At 61.4% G+C, this 18,891-nt stretch carries 16 protein-coding genes and 1 pseudogene; 7 read left to right on the top strand and 10 right to left on the bottom strand.

What is annotated here, in order from left to right; genetic code table 11:
• Positions 1 to 25 precede the first annotated feature (25 nt).
• The gene (locus tag AB4O25_RS06805; RefSeq protein ID WP_263290948.1) at positions 26 to 757 is read left to right on the top strand and encodes a capsule biosynthesis GfcC family protein; all 732 of its coding nucleotides are present in this window, start codon (positions 26 to 28) and stop codon (positions 755 to 757) included.
• Positions 754 to 2,844: a YjbH domain-containing protein gene (locus AB4O25_RS06800; protein ID WP_460150682.1), complete on the top strand. Its 2,091-nt coding sequence runs from the start codon at positions 754 to 756 to the stop codon at positions 2,842 to 2,844. Before AB4O25_RS06805 ends, AB4O25_RS06800 begins: the two co-directional genes overlap by 4 nt.
• Positions 2,845 to 2,932: 88 nt before the next feature.
• Here AB4O25_RS06800 and AB4O25_RS06795 read toward each other — a convergent pair whose 3' ends face one another.
• From AB4O25_RS06795 to AB4O25_RS06775, 5 genes are all read right to left on the bottom strand, one after another.
• Positions 2,933 to 4,324, bottom strand: coding sequence for an undecaprenyl-phosphate glucose phosphotransferase (locus AB4O25_RS06795; RefSeq protein ID WP_065878784.1), 1,392 nt, complete (start codon positions 4,322 to 4,324; stop codon positions 2,933 to 2,935).
• 244 nt (positions 4,325 to 4,568) lie between these two features.
• On the bottom strand, positions 4,569 to 5,138 hold the full coding sequence (locus AB4O25_RS06790; RefSeq protein WP_065878786.1) for a winged helix-turn-helix domain-containing protein: 570 nt from the start codon (positions 5,136 to 5,138) through the stop codon (positions 4,569 to 4,571).
• A gap of 33 nt (positions 5,139 to 5,171) precedes the next feature.
• Positions 5,172 to 5,864, bottom strand: coding sequence for a YuxH family protein (locus tag AB4O25_RS06785; RefSeq protein ID WP_223271476.1), 693 nt, complete (start codon positions 5,862 to 5,864; stop codon positions 5,172 to 5,174).
• A complete protein-coding gene (locus AB4O25_RS06780; RefSeq protein WP_026067229.1) occupies positions 5,857 to 6,585 on the bottom strand; it encodes a winged helix-turn-helix domain-containing protein in 729 nt (242 codons plus the stop codon). The genes AB4O25_RS06785 and AB4O25_RS06780 overlap by 8 nt, the downstream gene beginning before the upstream one ends.
• 317 nt (positions 6,586 to 6,902) lie before the next feature.
• Positions 6,903 to 7,445 carry a thioesterase family protein gene (locus AB4O25_RS06775; RefSeq protein ID WP_460150681.1) on the bottom strand — a complete coding sequence of 181 codons (543 nt, stop codon included), beginning with the start codon at positions 7,443 to 7,445 and terminating at the stop codon, positions 6,903 to 6,905.
• Between the two features lie 111 nt (positions 7,446 to 7,556).
• On the opposite strand from AB4O25_RS06775, the gene AB4O25_RS06770 reads away from it, so the two are divergent.
• A complete protein-coding gene (locus AB4O25_RS06770) occupies positions 7,557 to 8,516 on the top strand; it encodes a GlxA family transcriptional regulator (RefSeq protein ID WP_460150680.1) in 960 nt (319 codons plus the stop codon).
• Between the two features lies 1 nt (position 8,517).
• On the opposite strand, the gene AB4O25_RS06765 is transcribed toward AB4O25_RS06770, so the two are convergent.
• Complete coding sequence (locus AB4O25_RS06765) at positions 8,518 to 9,381, bottom strand: LysR family transcriptional regulator (RefSeq protein WP_017527352.1); 864 nt, start codon at positions 9,379 to 9,381, stop codon at positions 8,518 to 8,520.
• Between the two features lie 103 nt (positions 9,382 to 9,484).
• Between AB4O25_RS06765 and AB4O25_RS06760 the strand changes: the two genes are divergently transcribed.
• Positions 9,485 to 10,489, top strand: coding sequence for a quinone oxidoreductase family protein (locus AB4O25_RS06760; protein WP_460150679.1), 1,005 nt, complete (start codon positions 9,485 to 9,487; stop codon positions 10,487 to 10,489).
• Positions 10,490 to 10,551: 62 nt separating this feature from the next.
• Here the strand turns inward: AB4O25_RS06760 and AB4O25_RS06755 are convergent, their stop codons facing one another.
• Both AB4O25_RS06755 and AB4O25_RS06750 read right to left on the bottom strand, forming a co-directional pair.
• On the bottom strand, positions 10,552 to 10,899 hold the full coding sequence (locus AB4O25_RS06755; protein WP_324256285.1) for a hypothetical protein: 348 nt from the start codon (positions 10,897 to 10,899) through the stop codon (positions 10,552 to 10,554).
• Positions 10,900 to 11,044: 145 nt separating this feature from the next.
• A complete protein-coding gene (locus tag AB4O25_RS06750) occupies positions 11,045 to 11,767 on the bottom strand; it encodes a pirin family protein (protein WP_460150678.1) in 723 nt (240 codons plus the stop codon).
• Between the two features lie 180 nt (positions 11,768 to 11,947).
• Between AB4O25_RS06750 and AB4O25_RS06745 the strand changes: the two are divergent.
• Positions 11,948 to 12,899 (top strand): annotated as a pseudogene (locus tag AB4O25_RS06745) (GlxA family transcriptional regulator).
• Between the two features lie 149 nt (positions 12,900 to 13,048).
• A complete protein-coding gene (locus AB4O25_RS06740) occupies positions 13,049 to 14,518 on the top strand; it encodes a winged helix-turn-helix domain-containing protein (protein WP_217855118.1) in 1,470 nt (489 codons plus the stop codon).
• Here the strand turns inward: AB4O25_RS06740 and AB4O25_RS06735 are convergent.
• Positions 14,465 to 17,233, bottom strand: coding sequence for an ATP-binding protein (locus AB4O25_RS06735; RefSeq protein ID WP_460150677.1), 2,769 nt, complete (start codon positions 17,231 to 17,233; stop codon positions 14,465 to 14,467). The two genes, AB4O25_RS06740 and AB4O25_RS06735, sit on opposite strands and share 54 nt — an antisense overlap.
• A gap of 58 nt (positions 17,234 to 17,291) precedes the next feature.
• Complete coding sequence (locus tag AB4O25_RS06730; protein WP_065878795.1) at positions 17,292 to 17,690, bottom strand: helix-turn-helix domain-containing protein; 399 nt, start codon at positions 17,688 to 17,690, stop codon at positions 17,292 to 17,294.
• 204 nt (positions 17,691 to 17,894) lie between these two features.
• Between AB4O25_RS06730 and AB4O25_RS06725 the strand changes: the two genes are divergently transcribed.
• Positions 17,895 to 18,812 (top strand): LysR family transcriptional regulator, encoded by a 918-nt coding sequence (locus tag AB4O25_RS06725; protein ID WP_460150676.1) that lies wholly within the window; start codon positions 17,895 to 17,897, stop codon positions 18,810 to 18,812.
• The last annotated feature ends 79 nt before the right edge of the window (positions 18,813 to 18,891 follow it).

Raw genomic sequence — 18,891 nt, 5'->3', positions numbered from 1 at the left:
AAGCCTTTTATTGCTCGGCGCGTGCATGTTCGCCACGGGGCTAAGCCAGGCCGACATCACCGTCAGCGGCGATGTCCGAAGCCCCGGCAACCTCGCCATCCAACCCGGCACACGTCTGCGGGACGTGATCCTTGCAACCCAGCCCAACGCCGAAAGTTACTGGTTGGGCGCCGCGTGGCTGCACCGTTCCCTGGAAGGCCCGCAGGCCCGCTTGAAGGCCGGGGTGTTGTTCGATCTGAAATTGCTGCAGCAAGTCGCCTTGCTGGAGGGGCGTGACACTCGCGCTGCATTGAGCGCGCGTTTGTATAAGCAAGTGGAGCGGTTGCCGGTTACCGGGCGCCAGGTTGCGGTGCTTGATCCGATCGCCCTGGAGGTAGGGTTTGCGCTTGATAGCCCGCTCGATGAGGGCGACCGCCTGATCTATCCGGCCCGGCCGTCCACCGTCGAAGTGTTGGGAGCGGTGGAGCAGACCTGTCAGGTGCCCTATGCCGCAGCGCAAGAAGCCTGGGTGTACGCCCGGCGCTGCGCGATTCTCAGCGACGCCCAAAGCGATTATGTGTGGTTGATTCAGCCCGATGGCCACGTGAGGCGCCTGGGCGTGGCGCCATGGAACCATGAGCAAGGTGTTATGCCTGCCCCCGGCAGCCGGATCCTGGTGCCCATCCGAAGTGATGATCTGCAATCGCCGACACCTGAACTCAATGAACAGTTGGCCGAGTTTCTCGCCACTCAACCCTTGGCTGAGGTGGCCCCTTGAAGCTACGTTTTGCTGCTGCATTGCTCTTGCCGTGTGGGCTGGTTCATGGCGAACCGCGCTACACCCAAAATGACTTTGGCGGTGTCGGTCTGTTGCAGACACCCACCGCGCGCATGGCGCCTGTCGGGGAATTAAGCGCTACCGCCAGTCGTACAGACCCCTATTCGCGCTACAGTTTTTCCTTCCAGCCCTTTGATTGGCTGGAGGGTTCGTTCCGCTATACCGCGATCACTAACCGGCAGTACGGCCCGGAGGCGTTGAGCGGCAATCAAAGCTTCAAGGACAAGGCCATCGATGTGAAAGCGCGGCTTTGGGAGGAGAGCCACTGGGCTCCGCAAGTTGCAATCGGCGCCCGTGACATCGGCGGGACAGGCTTGTTCTCCAGCGAATATTTCGTCGCCAACAAGCGTTACGGCGACCTTGATTTCAGCCTGGGTCTTGCCTGGGGTTACTTGGGCAACCGGGGCGATTTCAGCAACCCGCTGGCGATAGTGGGCAGCCAATTCAACGACCGGCCGCAAAGCGATGCGGATGTGGCCAGGGCGGGCGAAGTGAACACCAACGCTTACTTCAGGGGCCACCCCTCGTTGTTTGGCGGGATTGCCTATCAGACCCCCTGGGAGCCGCTGAGCCTGAAGCTCGAATACGAAGGCAATGATTACAAGAATGAGCCGCTGGATAACCCGATCAAGCAAGACCTGCCGATCAACGTCGGCGTCGTCTACAAGTTGGCCGACAGCGTCGACCTGAGTGCTGCTTGGGAACGCGGCAATACTGCGATGTTCGGTATTACGTTGCACACCAACTTTGTCAGCCGCAAGGCCCCCGTCAAAACTTATGACCCTCCTGCCGAACCGCTGCCGCCGCAGGTGCCGTCGACCCCGTTGGATCAGGTGAACTGGGCGAATGTGTCCAGCCGGTTGCAGCAAAACGCCGGCTACCAGGTCAAGCGCATTGCCCAGCGTGGTCCGGAGTTGTTGGTGTATGGCGAACAGTCCCGTTACTTCAACCCGGCCAAGGCGGTAGGGCGGGCTAGCCGAATTCTCGACAACAGCGTTAACCAGGACGTCGAATGGTTCACCCTGGTTGATCAGCGTTACGACATGTCGATAGAAGAGACCAGTGTGCCGCGTGGCACCTTCCGCGCGGTGCTCAAGAATGATCGGCCGCTGCAGGATCTGCACCGCGCAACTGAAGTCAATCCGGCGCTCGCCCATCGGGAGACCACCCTCTATACCCAGGCCCTGGACCCGTTCACTTATGGCGTTGGCCTGGGCTACAAACAGAACATCGGCGGCCCTGACGGGCTGCTCTATCAGTTCACCGCCGATGCCGACGCGCAGTACCGTTTTACCCGCGATATCTGGTGGAGCGGCATGCTCAGCGCGAACCTGTACAACAACTATGACAAGTTCACCTACGATGCGCCGAGCGGGCTGCCGCGCGTGCGCACCGACCTGCGTAAGTACCTGACCACCTCCGACGTAACGATGCCGACGTTCCAGCTCAACCATGCCGTGCAGTTGGATCAGAACCTGTATGGCATGGTCTACGGCGGTTACCTGGAATCCATGTTCGCCGGGGTCGGCGGCGAAGTGCTTTATCGGCCCTTGGGGCAAGGCTGGTCAGTGGGCGCCGACGTGAACGTGGTGCGCCAGCGTGATTTCAACCAGGGGTTCGGGCTGCGTGACTATCAAACGCTGACCGGCCATGTCACCAGCTACACCGAGCTGCCGGGTGATGTGCAGGCGGCAGTCAGTGTCGGGCGTTATCTGGCGCGTGATTGGGGCTCCACCGTGGATCTGTCGCGCGAGTTCAAGAACGGCGTGAGGTTTGGCGCATGGGTCACACTCACGACCGCCTCGAAGGCGGACTACGGCGAGGGCAGTTTCGACAAAGGGATCTATATTTCCATCCCGTTCGACGAATTCATGAGTACCTCGACGATGCGTCGCGCCAATATAGTCTGGTCACCGCTGACCCGCGATGGCGGGGCACGCCTCAACCGTGCCTACTCATTGCACACGATGACAGAGGGGCGTGACAGCGGGCGGTTCTACAACAACTTCGAGAAGATCACCGAGTAGACAGGCTGAAGCGAGCAAGCCTGCCGCGCGGATAACGCGGATAAAAAAAGGTGGGAGGGAGCACGCTCCCTCCCACCTTTGGCCGTTATCAGTAGATGTCTTTTGAAAGCAGCGTAAACGGCGTCTTCACCAGGATCTTGATATCCAGCCATAGCGACCAGTTGTTGATGTAGTGCAGGTCGATGTCGACGCGCCGCTGCATCTTCTCCAGGGTCTCGGTTTCGCCCCGGCAGCCATTGACCTGGGCCAGGCCGGTGATGCCGGGCTTGATCCGATGGCGGGCCATGTAGGCAAGAATTTTCCCCGAGTAGTAGTCGTTGTGCGCAATAGCGTGGGGCCGTGGGCCGACCAGCGCCATATGCCCCTGCAGCACGTTGAACAACTGCGGCAGCTCATCAATGGAGGTGCGGCGGATAAACCGGCCTACCGGGGTGATCCGCGAGTCATTGCGGCTGGCCTGGCGCACTTCATGGTCGTCATGCACGCGCATCGAGCGAAACTTCCACACCTTGATCACCTCCCCATTCCAGCCATGACGTTCCTGCTTGAAAATCACAGGGCCTGGCGAGGTGAGCTTGATCAGCAGGGCGAACAGCAACAGCACCGGGCTCAGCACGATGATCGCCAGCAAGGCGATGCTCTTGTCCAGCAGCGACTTGCTCAGGGCGGCGGTGGGGCGGCTGGTCAACGGGCTTTCATTGAGGAAAATCGCCGGCAGCCCATCCACTTCGGCCACGCAATGGTTGAGTAGCAGCATGTTATTGAGGTCGGGTACCCAGATCACATCCACGCTGATGTCGAGCAGGTTGAGGTACAACGCTTCGATGTGCGTGGCTTCCTGCAGCGAGTGGGTGATATAGAGCCGACGAATGCCGTGTTGCCGGATCAATTGCGGCAAGTGCGGCAGCTCGCCGAGTATCTGCGGTTGCGCGCCTTCGACCGCTTCGGCGCGGCTGCCGACCAACCCCACCAATGGCGAGCGTTTCTGGCGCGAGAGTGTTCGGGCCAAGTCCACGGCGAGTTTGCCGGTACCCACGATTAATGACCTTTGCCGTTCATGGAGTTGGCGATGGTAATAGCGGGACAGGCTGTGCAGGGGGATATAACACAGTGCCAATAATGGATAACTCAACGCTGCCCATAGTAATAACGTTTCCAACGGGAACAGTGCGCCGGCGTCACACACCACCCCCACGGCAAACAATATGCCCACCGTTAACAGCCAGCCCATGAACAGCCGTCCCAAGCCCACGGCATAATCATCTTTCTTACTGTAGACATCGCACAGGCTATACGCCGGAAGAGAGGCCAGTATGGTAAAAGCGGCGAGCACTCGATAGGTATGCTCAAGTTGGCCCGTTTTTAAAAATACCAACATAAACAACACGGCAACGACCAAACTTGACGCCAGCGTCCATTGGCCCCAGAACGTTAGACCCTTGGGGGTCAGGTTGCGATGCATTCTAGTATTGTTCAGCATAGTTCTGCTCCCGGTGGCGACCACGCACGTAGTGGCAGGCTTTAATCAAGTCGCGGTATAAGCCGCACTAAACGACAGGCACGCGCAAGCGCGTACCCATGGATAGTAATGAACGGCCGGGGGCATTGGCTGACGACTTATAACAAGGTGTCGGCGATGTTGTTAGGGTGATGTTATAAAAGGGCAGGTATAAAAGGCTGGTAATAGGCAGGGTGTGTGATAAGGCCTGGAGCTTATTATTATATTAACGACGCGCGGGGGTCAGCTCTAACGGCTTCTTGATTTTCTGCGTGAGGCAATAACCACGGTTTCTGACGGCACGGAACAAGCGTTCGCCCTCATTGGCGCGCTTGAACTTTTCCTGCAAACGACTGAGGCACATTTCCAGGCCACGGTAGTGGTCAGGCTCGCGGCCTATATTACGGATCAACTCTTCCTTACTGACCACGCGTTCTTCGTGGTGCAGCATTTTTTGTATTAACGCCGACTCAATACTGGTCAGTGAAATACGCAGATCACCTTTGACCAGTATTCGATCATGTTGGGTCAGCAGCCAGACGTCCTGGGCAGACGGGTGGGGTGTTTCGAGTTGGTTATCCGTAGGGCGAGTGTGGTTATGCGGCGGGCTATCAGCGATCTTGGGCGAAGGCATTCTTGATTCCTGGCGCGCACTGTTAAACGGCTGCGAAAAGGTGAGCACGTGAGTGGCCAGTGCGTTCAAGTCGTAGTGGAACAGCTCTGCATTGGGCGTGAAGTCATGCAGGGCAATAGCGGGAGGCGCCGGGGTGAAGGCGTGTTTTTTAAGGGAGCTCATAGTGTCCACCGATATCAGGGAAGAGGCAGGGTTTTATAAACGGTCGGCAGGTGAGTAATAGCCGCCCTGAAAGTATTCGAATGGCAAGTTTTTAGCCAACATTGCGCTATCGGAAAACTCGATATTTTCGGCAATGAAGCGCACTCGGGCGGCATTGATCAATTCCAGCATGCGCTCGTAGAGCCGATCGAACAGACCGGAGCGCGTATTCAGGCTCAGGCGCAGGGCTGAGTCCGGGAAGGGCATCTTGATGTAGTCGTAGAGTTTCAGGTCGATTAACAGGTCACCGGGTTTTGTATCAAGTGTGTAGTGGTTGTAGGCCAACTTGATACCGCTCTGGTCTTTGAGTTTATACAGCTGGCGCACCATGGCCCTACGCTCTACGGGACCTGGCAGCGCGTCGAGCGGGTTATCAATGCTGAGCGTTAAGGTGTGGCCTTGTTTTTCCAGTGCGTGCGCCACCTGAACGATGTTTTGAATGAGGGTATCGTTCATTAACGCAGCCTGATCGACTTTGACAAACCTGTGAGCGATCACCTGAAGTGTTTTACGGCGCGGTAAAGTGCGACGCAGCGCTTCGCCGTAGGCCCAGTCAAGTTGCTCGCGATCACCGCTGCCCACCACGCTGATTTCACTGCCCCACAGGGCTTGACTGCGTTCGACGATGGCCTGCCGGGTCATCGTGAGTTCCATAACGTCGGCGGCGGATAGTTGTTCACTATTCACGGTTCGAACTCTCCTCGATGGCGTGGCAATGGTTGGCGTGAATAAACCCTCGGCTGAGTTTGTAGCCATAGCCACGAATGTTCTGAATGATGTTATCGCCGTAGTGCGCCTTGATCTTACTGCGCAGGCGACTGATAGACTTTTCTAGAGCCCGGGAGTCGTAATACTTGGTATTAAGGCCCATGACTTCAGCGATTTCATTGTGACTCAGGAGTCTGTTCTGGATCAGCGCTTCGAGTACTTTCATTTCAACGAAGGATATTTCCAACTTTTTGCCGGCGCCATACAGGCACATACGATCTTGGTCGAGCATCAAACCGCAGCAATTCAGGCGCGCGCTTTCGCTTAGGAACGCATCAAACAGGCTTAGTTTTTTGTCGGGGGAGGTTTCTACTACCTTGACGCAATAATCAGCACCGGCCAGGTAGTATTTTGTCTTGCTCAGGGTGGAGGCAAACGTCACAACAACGAATATCGTGCAGGCCGGGTTGTCGCTCCGGGTCTTTCTTATAATGTCCAGCGTTTGATTTATCGCAGAGGGCGTATCAATTTCTATAATGACGGCACGGTAGTGTGCGTGATTTTCATGAGCCTCGATTAGTTGCCCGTAGCAACGTGTATCGACTTTTAAATCATTCGGTACAGTGCGAACTATCAGCGCCCGAAAGTCCTCCGATTTCGATTGAGTCCGTGCAATAGCAAGCACATTGGAAAAATGCATAACCTACTCCCTTTTCTGGCATGCAAGGCCACCAGTTCAATCGCTGCTAGCATTTAGATACTAATCGAATTGAATACGGTAAAACGTGACAAATTTTAACATTCGTCACGTTATTTTTGAGGGCGCGGCGGGGGAGTTGGGGGATGTTGCGAGGTTCTTTAGCTGAACTTAGACATAGGCTAGTGCAAATTCGTAAGGCTCGGTAAGTATTTTAGCCCCAACGATTTTTTTGGTATTGGGGCAAGGTTTAAAGCCTTGCCTCATCGCGGTGCAGGAATGGGAAGGGCGTGATGATCGACGCGAGGGTGGTGGCGCTCTCAGGTCTGCTCCTCTTTGCGTAAGTGCGCACTCATGTCCTCGCAACTTTGCGCCCAGTCCTTGAGCCACTGCGGCATCGGCGGTGACGTCGGGTCCAAGCCCAGTGCCCGTACAAACTCAGCAGGGGGCAGGGTGCCCTTGGCCGAGCGGAACAGCCCGCGCATCACGACGACGCCGACGACGCGGCCGCGACTGACAAAACGGTGTTCCATCAGGCTCCACTTGGCATCCCAGCCGAGCATGCGGGTGTGCACTTCGAACGCTTCGAACAGCTTCAATTCCCGACGGAACTTGCCCCAGGTGTCACCGACGATGGGCAGTGCCTTGTGGCGTAGCGCAACGCGAAAGGCCCCGGTACGCAAGACGAAATCCATCCGTGCGACATCGGCCAGGGAAAAATAGCGGCCATTGGTGACATGCCGGTTGATGTCCAGGTCCAGGGGCCAGACCCGCATGCGCACCACGGTGGTGGCCAGGCCATGGGCGGGTGTGCGCCATGGGCGACGGCACAGCATAGAAAGCAGACGAAACCAGAGGTTCATAAGGGGAGCGCCAAATGGATGATGAATGGCAGCACTGTAAGGACCGGGAATCCGCTAAGGTAGGTGCGCAAATGACTTATTTCATGCGAAAAGCGCAATCGGGTTCCTTTCATGCACATCACGTTGCTTCTGGCTGATCAATGTTCTGCCGCCAGCGCCACCCTGGCGGTGGAAATGCTCAGCGCGGCCAACCAGTTTGCCGAGCGCCCGCCGTTCGAAATCGTGCTCGCCTCCCTGGACGGCCAAGCAGTGGTGACCTGGGGCGGGCAGCGCATGCAAGTGGACTGCGCAGTCACGCAGATCGCGCAGACCGACCTGGTGCTCATCCCCGGCTTTCTTTTTACGCTCAAAGACGCATTGCCGGCGTTTCCCGCCTACGGCCCCTGGCTGCGCGAGCAACATGGGCGCGGCGCGGTGCTGGCGTCGATGTGCACCGCCGCCTTCCTGCTGGCCGAAACCGGGGTGTTGCAAGGCCTGCGCGCCACCACCCACTGGGCGTTTGCCGACCTGTTTCGCCGACGTTATGCGCAGGTTCACCTGGACGACGCGCAGATACTCTGCGAGGAAAACCGCGTGATCACCTGCGGGGGCGCCAGCGCGGCGATGGATTTGATGCTGCACCTGATTCGCCGCTTTGGCTCAGCCGAACTGGCCCATACCTGTGGCAAATACCTGTTGGTCGACGGCGTGCGCAGCGAGCAGTCGGTGTATGCCATGTGGTCATTGCCCAGGCATCACGGCGACGGCGAGATACTGCGGGTGCAGTACTGGCTGGAGCAGCACTTTGCCCAGTCACTGGTGATCGACGACGTAGCCCGGCGTTTTGGTTTTGGCGTGCGCAACTTCAAGCGCCGTTTCAAGGAGGCGACCGACTGCACGCCAATCGGTTATCTGCAAACCCTGCGCCTGGAACGGGCCAAACACCTGCTTGAGTCCACCCGCATGACGTTGGAGAGCATCACGTATGCGGTGGGCTATGAAGACAGCAACTCGTTCCGCCGCCTGTTCCAGCAGCGGGTGGGGCTGCTGCCGGCGGCGTATCGCAAGCGCTTCCTCGCCACGTCCAGTTGAGTCAGCGGCGTAACTGCGCCTGGCTCTCAAGGCAGTCGACTAGAAACTCCATCACCACCTTGACCAATGGCGAGCGGCGCATGTCGGGGTACACCGTCAGCCAGATATCGCGCAAAGGGCCTTCGGTGGCGGTGGGGAGCCGCACCAGCAGCGGGTCGTGATCGCCCACCAGGGTCGGCAGCACCACCGCGCCCATGGCCGACCGCGCCGCCATTTGCTGGGTACTCAAGTCGCTGGCGGCGAATGCAATTTCTCGATGGCCGCGCACCTGATGCATCCAGGCCTGCTGGGGCAAGTGATCGCGGCTGCTGTCGTAGGCAATGAAGGCCCACTGTTCGGCGGGCAGGTGCAGGAACGTTGCCGGGCCATACAGCCCAAAGCGCACGACGCCGACTTTGCGGCGCACCAGCGCTTCATCGTCGGGGCGTACGGTGCGCAGGGCAATGTCGGCCTCGCCTTTGTCCAGCGCCGCCAGTTGAGTGGAGGGCAGCAGCACCAGGTTCACTTGCGGGAACCGGGCGCGCAGGCGTGCCACTTGGGGCGCCACGCAATAGTTGGCGATGGACGGCGGGCAACTGATGCGCACCGTGCCCGCCATTTCAATGCAGGCCACGCGCGACAGGCGCATCACCTGCGTGGCCATATCACCCATGCCCGCCGCCAATTCGGCCAGTGCCAGGCCTTGGGCGGTCAGCGGGCGGCTGCGCGGCAGACGGTCCACCAGCTTTACGCCGAGGGCTTTTTCCAGGGCATCTACGCGCCGGCCTACCGTGGCGTGTTCCACCTGCAGCTCGCGGGCGGCGGCCGACAGGGATTGGGTACGGGCCAGTACGGTGAAGTAATACAGATCCTGCCAATCGAACATCGGGTTATTTCCGCACGGAGGGTGTGAAGTATTGGGGAATTTTCCTACTGAGCCCATGCTTTTACCATGGCCGCTTCCCAGTGCAAACGGAGTTGTTCCCTCGATGAAAGCCATCACGCTGCAAACCTACGGCGGCCCTGAAGTGGTCCACGTGCGCCATGACGTTCCCACGCCTCAGGTCACGGCGGGTCACGTGTTGATCAAAGTCGCCTGCGCCGGCATCAACTTCATAGATGTGCATACCCGCCAGGGCAAGTACGCCCATTCGGCCACCTACCCGGTACGCTTGCCCTGTACCTTGGGCATGGAAGGCGCAGGCGTGGTGGTGGAGGTGGGGGCGGGGGTCAGCCATTTGGCCGTCGGCGATCGCGTGGCCTGGTGCATCGCGTGGGGCGCTTACGCCGAATATGCCTCGGTGCCCGCCGACAAGGTTGCGCAGATTCCCAATGCCATCGCCTTCGATCAAGCCGCTGCGGCGATGTTCCAGGGCTGCACCGCGCATTACTTGATTGAAGATGTGGCGCGGTTGCAGGCGGGTAGCACCTGCCTGGTCCACGCTGCGTCCGGCAGCATCGGCCAACTGTTGGTACAGATGGCCAGGCACATCGGCGTCACGGTATTGGCCACCGGCAGTTCAGCGCAAAAATGTGCGATTGCCCGTGAGCGTGGCGCTCATCAGGCCTGGGTGTACGACGACGGCCGGTTTGCCGACCGCGTGCTGGAGGCTACCGCCGGGCAGGGGGTGGACGTGGTGTTTGATTCGCTCGGCAAAAGCACCTTGCGTGACAGCTTTCGTGCCTGTCGCCAGCGCGGCTTGATCGTCAACTATGGCAATGTCTCGGGCTCGCTGACCGACCTTGACCCGATTGAATTGGGGGAGGCCGGCTCATTGTTCCTCACCCGGCCGCGCCTGGCGGATCATATGGCTGACGGCCCGACGGTGCAGCGACGTGCCAATGCAGTCTTTGCCGCGATGCTGGAAGGGGCATTGGTGGTGGATACGCAGGAGCACTACACCCTGGACGCCGTGCAACAGGTGCATGCGCGCATCGAAGCGCGACAACAGATCGGCAAGGCGGTGGTGTGGCTGGACCGCGACCTGCATTAAATCCGAGACGAAAAAAAACCGGCTGATCAGGCCGGTTTGGGGTGCCCCGCGAACAGGGCGGGTTATGCGTGGTTGTCCAACAGACGATCCGCACCGCCTTCAGCCAGACCACGTTCCTGCAAGCGATCCGCGCCGCCTTCAGCCAGACCACGTTCCTGCAAGCGATCCGCGCCACCTTCAGCCAGACCACGTTCCTGCAAGCGATCCGCGCCGCCTTCAGCCAGGCCACGTTCTTGCAGACGATCCGCACCGCCTTCAGCTATACGGTTGCCTTGCAGGCGATCAGCCCCGCCTTCGGCAACACGACTTTCGATCAGGCGATCCGCGCCACCTTCTGCAACGACAGGGTGGGCAAATGCGTTGGCAGCGAGTACCGAGAAAGCAAGGCTAAGCAAGATTTGGCGTTTCATGAGGGTGTGCTCCAAGTGTTTTAAGTAGGTGTTGCCGGGTATGGGTTTGATGTTACGCGTTGCATTTTTTAAGAGAACTTCATTGCGCTGATGGTGACTATCGACGTCAGCGATGACCCATTTCGCGGGGCCATCGCGGCGCACTTCATGGCATCTGCGGCAGTTCTTGAGGGCGCAGGTCGAACACCAGCACCTCGGCATCGTCGCCGTGGCTGAGGCGGACCTGTTGTTCATCGCGAATGCGCGCACCGTCGCCTTCCTGCAAGCGTTGGCCGTTGACTTCCACGCTGCCCCGGGCCACATGCAGGTACACATGGCGATTGGGCGGCAGGTCGAGCGTGGCGGCCTCGTCACCGTTGAACAGCCCGGCATACACCCGAGCGTCCTGGCGCACGCTCAAGGAACCGTCGGCACCGTCCGGCGAGATGATCAATTGCAGGCGCCCGCGTTTTTGCGCCTCGCTGAAGTGCTCCTGTTGATAGCGCGGCTCGGCGCCGGCCGCGGCGGGCACGATCCAGATTTGCAGGAAGTGCACGCCACGGCTTTGGCTGTGGTTGAACTCGCTGTGGGCCACGCCGCTGCCGGCACTCATCAGTTGCACGTCACCTGGGCGGATCACCGAGCCGGTGCCCAGGGTGTCCTTGTGTTCCAGCGCGCCTTCCAGCACGTAGGAGAAAATCTCCATGTCGCGGTGCGGGTGCTGGCCGAAGCCTTTGCCGGCGGCGACGCGGTCATCGTTGATCACCAGCAGGTCGGAAAAGCCCTGTTCGGCAGGGTTCCAGTAGTTGGCGAACGAGAAGGTGTGGAACGACTTCAACCAACCGTGATTGGCGGCGCCGCGTTCGGAAGCTTTGCGAAGGGTCAGCATGGTGGTGTCCTCAAGTGAGCGTGGGCTGCGAAATGCAGGGCGCTTGCGTTGAGAAGAAGGTTACTGGTTATCGGGGTGTTCATTAAGAAGTTGGAATTTGAATAACTGTCTCCTTGAAGTTGACAGTGCTGGACGTGTCATACTGCCCGCCGCCTTCTTCCTTCCGATGGACTTCCCGCTATGAAAACCGTGGCCATGGCGCTGTTTCCGGACTTCCTGCTGCTCGACATGGCCGGGCCGCTCGAAGTGTTTTCCATTGCCAACCGCTACCTGCCGGCTGCGGCGCATTACCAGATCCTCATCATCGGCACCGAGCCCGGCCCACTGCGCGCATCCAATGGCGTACTGGTGCAGGCCGACCTGCTGCTGGAACAGGCCGACGGCGCCTATGACCTGCTGCTGGTGCCTGGCGGCCCGGGGGCCTATAACGAGTGCCACCCCGATCTCGCTGCCCTGGCTCAAAGCGGCCGCCCAGCGCGCGCGGCGCTTCGGTTCGATCTGTACCGGGGCGTTTGTGCTGGGGCATGCCGGGTTGCTTGACGATCACCGCGTCACCACCCATTGGCACTACACCGAGCGGCTGATCAAGGCGTTCCCCAAGGCCATCGTCGAGACCGATCGCATCTACTTGCAGGACGGGCGCTTGATCACCTCGGGCGGGGTCACTGCCGGTATCGATCTGGCGTTGTCCGTCGTGGCCCAGGACCACGGCAAGCAAGTCGCGGTGGACGTGGCCAAGGTGCTGCTGGTGGTGATGAAGCGCCAGGGCGGCCAGGCCCAGTTCAGCCCGATGACTGCGGCGGTGGCGCCCCAGGAAACCCCGATCACCCGCGTACAGACCCATGTGCTGGCCCATCTGGAACAGTCGTTCACCATCGAGTCCATGGCTGAACTTGCCGGCATGAGCGCACGCCATTTCGCCCGGTTGTTCGCCCGCGAGGTGCGGATGACGCCCATGGCCTTTTTGCAAGGCGCGCGTATCGACCGTGCGCGGCAATTGCTGGAAAGCACCGACCTGCCGCTCAAGACAGTGGCCTTCCATGCCGGCTTCGGCAGCGTGCGGTATATGCGTGCCCTGTTCAGTGAAAAGCTCGGCCTGAACCCCACTCAATACCGACAACAGTTCAGTTAGCGACAGGATGTCCGTCTCGCGCACTCGATTGTCCGTGTCGCTCCCCGTGCCAGCATTGCCCTGTCTTTGGTAACTGGCAAGATAACGGCGAGCCCACGGAAAAGGATGCGCGGACGCCCAAGACCGGGTGTTTCAGCGCGATTGCAGCCATGAACAACCCCCAGGCAACTGACGCTGAAGGCACGCTGCGTTTCGGGGCGTATGCCTTTCACCGCCAACAACGGCTGGTCAGCAAGGCGGGCTGGCCGGTGCCCTTGGGGGGACGGGCGTTGGATATCCTGGCGGTGCTGCTCGAAGCACCGGGACAATTTGTCGGCAAGGCCACCCTGATCGAACGGGTTTGGCCGTGCAGCGTGGTGGAGGAAGGCAATCTGCGCGTGCACATTGCCGCCTTGCGCCGTGCCCTTGGCGGGCAACGCTTCATCATCAACGACCCCCAGCGAGGGTATTGCTTCGCCGCATCCGTACACGGGCAGGTGCCGGTCGTGATACCGCCACACAATCTGACCGCGCGCCTCAGCCCGGTGCTCGGCCGCGACGAGCTGCTGGGCGTGCTGGTACGGCGTCTGTCCGGGCAACGGCTGATGACGCTTACCGGTTGCGCCGGCGTGGGCAAGAGCAGCCTGGCCCAGGCGCTGGCCGAGCGCGTATTGCCGCGTTATCGCGACGGTGTGTGGTGGGTCGATCTGGCCACCGTACATGCGCCGATTGCGATGTTGCGGCACGTTGCAAGCGCGCTGCAGTTGGCGCCATGCACCGACGCCACCGAACTGTGCCGCCAATTGGCCCCGCGCCAACTGTTGTTGATACTCGACGGTGCCGACCTGCTGCTCGCGGCCTGCCGGCATCTGCTGCGCGTGCTGCGCGAAAACGCCCCCCAGGTCACGGTGTTGCTCAGTAGCCGCGAAATCTTGCATGCGCCTGGCGAATGGGTGCAACGCGTACCGCGTTTGGCAGTACCGGCACCGTCGGCGTTGGGCAGCGTCGAGCACGCGCTGGCGTGCCCGTCCGTGCAACTTTTCGTGGCGCGGGCGCGTGCCGGGCAGCAGGGCTTTGTGTTGCGGCCCCAGGAGCTGGCGCCGTTGCGCGATATCTGTCGACGGCTGGATGGCATCCCCTTGGCCCTTGAGCTGGCGGCCGCCCAAGTTCACGCCTTGGGCGTGCATGGTTTGCAGGCACAACTGCGCCGAGGCCTGCAAGTGTTGACGAGGGGGCGGCGCACGGCGGTGGAGCGTCATCAATCGTTCACGGCGGCGCTGGATTGGAGCTACGAGCGCCTGAGCCTGCCGCAGCGCTGGCTGTTCCTGCAACTGGGCTTGTTCAAGATGGCGGTGACGTTGCCCACCTTGAGCCAACTGGTGGCGGGCACCGAGCTTGAGCATGCCGACTTGGCGCATGTGCTCGGGCGGCTGGTCGACATGTCGTTGCTGGCGGTGGAGCCTGGCCTTGGCCCCGAACGTTATCGCTTGCTGCATTGCATGCGCAGCTACGCCCTGGCGCAACTGCGTGACCCCCGGCAAGTGGCGCGCCTGCAGCAGGGCGACGGGCATTACCCGGGGCCGTTTTCAGGCCGGCCGTTTGTCCTGCAGCTCATCGAGCAGGCTGCGTACGCGGACTAGATCGCGCGTGGCAAAACCCTCGGTGTATCGCGCATACACCGCACTCAGCAGATCGCGCGCCGCCTGCACGCGACCCTGGGTTTGCCATAGCCTTGCCAATGAGTCCGCGCAGCGCAGCTCCCAGGCCAGCGCGCCTTGCTGGCGTGCCAGGTCCAGCGCTTCGAGCAGCAGTGCCTGCGCGCCGCTGGGGTCGTCCGCCAGAGCGTGTTCGGCATACACCCGCAGGACTTCCGGGGCGCACCAGCCGGCGTCACCCTGGCGAGCGCGTTCGACCCCGGCCATGTCAACTTCATGCACGCCCAACGTGATCAGGATGTCCTGGACAATCCCCATGCCCTGCAAATCGCGGTGGCCGAGGATGCCTGCGTAATGCCCCGCCCACGTCTGGAACAACTGCACCGAATGTTTGTGGGCATGTTCGAGCAGCAGCGCTTGCAAGGTGTGGGCAGTGTTGGCGTCGTCGTTGTAACGCGCGATCACCACGCCGGCCAGGGCCAGGGTGTAGCAGATGGACGTGCCGTGATTGATTTGCAGCGCCAGTTCCAGCGCCTGGTTGGCGGTGCGCGAAGCCTGTTCGGGAAAGCCTTGCAGCCACAGGATCCGCGCCAGCACTGTCAGCGAAGCCACGCTCTGGTCGTATTGCACGCCGATGCTGTGGCCAAACCGGTTGAGGTGGCCGCTCTGGGCCATGCGCTGGATCACCTGCTCGGCGTTCTGCCGGGCCAGCGTCTGATTGCCGGTGAAGTGCTGGGCCAGTACGCGCAGGCGCTGGGCGCTCAGGTCCAGCAGCGGATCGGTGCGCGGGTCGAGGTGATCGAATTGCAGGCTCTGTTCCAGCGCCTGGCGATAGAGGCCGGCACACAGGTTCACCGCCATGTGCCCGGAGACTGCGCGCAATTGTCCGGAAAGATCCTGGCGCTCATCGGCCAGGCGCCGGGCGTCGACAAACGCCGCGATGGTCTGCGCCGCGCCACCCACGGCGTGATAAGACAGGCTGCCCAGCGCCAACTGCAGTTGCATGTTCAAGCGCGGGCACGGCGCGATCACCGTGCCTAGCAGTGCCAGCGCCTTGCCCACATACAACCCGTGCTCCCTGAGCAATGACAGTTCTTGCCACAAAGGCATTGCGCTGACGGTCAGGCGGATCGCCAACAGGTGCTCGCCACCTTCGGCGAGGCCCCAGTCGAGCGCGGCGCGCACGTCTTCGCGTAACGGGGCATAGCGGTCGATCCAGGCTTGGGTGGCGGTCTGGTGCCAATCCTCCTGGGCTTGCTCCATCAACGCCAGGCAGCGCGCCGCGTGGCGCTCGCGGGTGGCGTCCAGCTCATCGGCAACGCTGAGTTTTTCCAGGGCGTAGGTGCGGGTGATGTCCAGCAGGCGGTACACCATGTCGTCATCGGCGGCCTCCACATTAAGCAAGGACTTGGCCACCAGTTGGGTGATCGAGCCGAGTACCTCGGCGGGCGCGATCTGCTCGCCGGCGATCACCGCCGCGGCGCTGGCCAGGCTGAACCCGCCGCGAAACACCGCCAGGCGGCGCAGGCAGACCTGCTCGCAGCCGGTGAGCAGGTCGAAGCTCCAATCCAGCGTGGCGCGCAAGGTCTGGTGGCGGGGCAGGGCGCTGCGTCGGCCCCGCGTCAGCAGGCGGAAATTGTCTTCCATCTGCACCAGCAGCCCGGGCAGGCCGAAACGTTCGATCTGCGCCGCCACCAGTTCGATCGCCAGGGGTATGCCGTCCAGGCGCTGGCAGATGTCAATCGCCAGGGGCAGTTCGGCTTCGCCGAGGGCGAAACTGTCCTGATGGGACATCGCCCGTTCGATCAGCAATTGCAGGGCCGGGTAACCCAGGGCCTGGGCGCGGTTGCCGGTGGTGGGCGGGCAGGCCAGCGGTTCCAGGCGCTGCACGTATTCGCCTTCGGCCCGCAATGCTTCGCGGCTGGTGGTCAGGATATGCACGCTGGGCGCATGCCGCAGCAGGGTTTCGCAGATCAGCGCAATGTCGTCCAGCAGGTGCTCGCAGTTGTCGATCACCAGCAGCAACTGGCGCTCGTGCAGGCTGCGGGCAAAGGTCACCAGCGGTGCGTGTTCGGTGTGGGTCAGGTCGAGCAGGCTGGCGAGGTTGGGCAGGATCATCGACGGCGTGCTCAGCGGCGCCAGGTCCAACAGGCGAATACCATCGCGGTAATTGCCGATCAGCAATTCCGCCACGCGCAATGCGACGGTGGTCTTGCCGATGCCGCCGGCGCCGGTCAGGGTAATGAAGCGTTGCGCGGGCAACTGCTGCACCAGGCTGTCGATCAGGGCCTGGCGGCCGATCATGCGGGTGCGCCGCAACGGCAGGTTATGGCTCGGGCGTTGCGGCACGCCTTCGGTGGGTAGCGTCATCGGTTCGATGCTCAGTGGTGCAACAAAACTGTAGCCGCGCTGGGCCACCGTGACGATATAGCGCTGCCCGGCCTGGCCATCGCCCAATGCCTTGCGCAGCGCCGCCATGTGCACGCGCAGGTTGCCGTCTTCCACCACGCTTCTGGGCCAGACTCGGGCGATCAGGTCCTGCTTGCTCACCACATTGCCGGCCTGTTCCAGCAGGACCAGCAGGATATCCACCGCCCGCCGCCCCAGGCGCAACGGGCGCCCGGCCTCCAGCACCAGGCGCTGGCGCGGATGCACACGGTAGGGGCCGAAATGCACGGCTTGGTCGCTGAGGTCACTCATGGGTGGCCATGCTCCGGGGACAGTAGGCGGCCAGCATATGCCAGGCGCATGCAGACCACTAGGCGGCGATCACTTGGGGCTTGTTGCGTAATTGGTGATTTCGCCAGGTCATCGGGTTGACGCCTTCGCTGCGGGTGAACATGTGGCAAAAGTGCGCCTGGTCGCAGAATCCACACTCCAGGCTGATTTGCGTCAGGCTCAGTTCGGAACCGGTAATCAGCTCCTTGGCCCGCTGGATACGCTGCTGGCGAATCCACTCTTGGGGCGACAGCCCGGTGGTGCACTTGAACGCGCGGGAAAAATGGCTGCGCGACAGCGCGCAGGCTTGGGCCAGGTCGGCAATGGCCAGGCTTTCGCCGAGGTTGGCCAGGATCAATTGCTTGGCAATGCGTTCGCGTCGGGGGCACAGCCCGCCGGTGGTGGGCAAACGGGGGGCACAGTACTCAAGTCGGGCCATGACAGATATCCGCAGTCGATGGGAGCGTTCCCGGTGAATGGATCCAGTGTAGAGCGTGCTTATCTTGTTGCCCGACCGTCCGGCTGACGAGTTAATCGTTGTTAATTTCGCCAGGTGCGGTGCAGGAAAAGACAGCACAGGCGTGCAATCGCCGCCGCGTCATGCGTGCTTATCTGGCGGCTTGATAACCGTTTGGATACCGCCATGAACCGCAACGACCTGCGCCGCGTCGACATGAACCTGTTGGTGATTTTCGAAGCCTTGATGTTCGAGAAGAACCTGACCCGGGTCGCCGAAAAGCTGTTCATGGGCCAACCGGCGGTGAGTGCGGCGCTGGGGCGCCTGCGCGATCTGTTCGACGACCCGTTGCTGTTGCGCAACGGGCGGGGCATGGAGCCCACGCCGCGTGCCGTGGCGATACTCAAGGAGTTGCAGCCGGCGATGGACACCATTTCAGGCGCGGTCAGCCGCGCCAAGGATTTCGACCCTTCTACCAGCTGTGCGGTATTTCGCATCGGCCTGTCCGATGACGCCGAATTCGGTCTGTTCCCGCCGTTGCTCAGCCAACTGCGCGAAGAAGCACCGGGGATCGTCGTGGTGGTGCGCCGCGCCAACTACCTGCTGATGTCGGCGTTGCTGGCCAGCGGCGAGATCTCGGTGGGGGTGAGCTACACCACTGAGCTGCCGGCGAATGCCAAGCGCAAGAAGCTGCGGGACATCCCGTGCAAGGTCCTGCGTGGCGATGACGGCGTCGAACCGCTGAGCCTGGACGATTACTGCGCGAGGCCCCACGCGATGGTGTCGTTCTCGGGCGATTTGAGCGGCAATATCGACCTCGACCTGGCGCGCATCGGCCGTGCGCGGCGCGTGGTGCTGGCCGTGCCGCAGTTCAGCGGGTTGCGGGCGCTGCTGGCCGGCACGCAGATCATCGCGACGGTGCCGGATTACGCGGCGTGTGCCTTGACCGAGGGCACGGCGTTGCGTGCCGAGGACCCGCCGTTTGCAATTGATGCGGCGGAGTTGTCGATGGTGTGGAGCGGGGTGCATGACAACGACCCGGCGGAGCGCTGGTTACGGGCGCGGATTTCCGAGCATATGGCCGGCGCAGTCAGTCATCTGTGACCGCAAGGGCCTTATCGGGAGCAAGCCCCCTCCCACATTTGCCTGTATTCACAAATCAACTGTGGGAGGGGGCTTGCTC

Source organism: Pseudomonas sp. S3_A03 (genome assembly GCF_054668275.1).
The sequence above is the reverse complement of the archived record's forward strand: the minus strand, read 5'-3'. Positions and strand labels throughout refer to the sequence as shown.

Coding starts and splice junctions, on each gene's coding strand:
- AB4O25_RS06805 (WP_263290948.1), top strand. CDS start 26: ATGTTCGCCACGGGGCTAAGCCAGGCCGACATCACCGTCAGCGGCGAT.
- AB4O25_RS06795 (WP_065878784.1), bottom strand. CDS start 4,324: ATGCTGAACAATACTAGAATGCATCGCAACCTGACCCCCAAGGGTCTA.
- AB4O25_RS06790 (WP_065878786.1), bottom strand. CDS start 5,138: ATGAGCTCCCTTAAAAAACACGCCTTCACCCCGGCGCCTCCCGCTATT.
- AB4O25_RS06780 (WP_026067229.1), bottom strand. CDS start 6,585: ATGCATTTTTCCAATGTGCTTGCTATTGCACGGACTCAATCGAAATCG.
- AB4O25_RS06775 (WP_460150681.1), bottom strand. CDS start 7,445: ATGAACCTCTGGTTTCGTCTGCTTTCTATGCTGTGCCGTCGCCCATGG.
- AB4O25_RS06770 (WP_460150680.1), top strand. CDS start 7,557: ATGCACATCACGTTGCTTCTGGCTGATCAATGTTCTGCCGCCAGCGCC.
- AB4O25_RS06765 (WP_017527352.1), bottom strand. CDS start 9,381: ATGTTCGATTGGCAGGATCTGTATTACTTCACCGTACTGGCCCGTACC.
- AB4O25_RS06760 (WP_460150679.1), top strand. CDS start 9,485: ATGAAAGCCATCACGCTGCAAACCTACGGCGGCCCTGAAGTGGTCCAC.
- AB4O25_RS06755 (WP_324256285.1), bottom strand. CDS start 10,899: ATGAAACGCCAAATCTTGCTTAGCCTTGCTTTCTCGGTACTCGCTGCC.
- AB4O25_RS06750 (WP_460150678.1), bottom strand. CDS start 11,767: ATGCTGACCCTTCGCAAAGCTTCCGAACGCGGCGCCGCCAATCACGGT.
- AB4O25_RS06740 (WP_217855118.1), top strand. CDS start 13,049: ATGAACAACCCCCAGGCAACTGACGCTGAAGGCACGCTGCGTTTCGGG.
- AB4O25_RS06735 (WP_460150677.1), bottom strand. CDS start 17,233: ATGAGTGACCTCAGCGACCAAGCCGTGCATTTCGGCCCCTACCGTGTG.
- AB4O25_RS06730 (WP_065878795.1), bottom strand. CDS start 17,690: ATGGCCCGACTTGAGTACTGTGCCCCCCGTTTGCCCACCACCGGCGGG.
- AB4O25_RS06725 (WP_460150676.1), top strand. CDS start 17,895: ATGAACCGCAACGACCTGCGCCGCGTCGACATGAACCTGTTGGTGATT.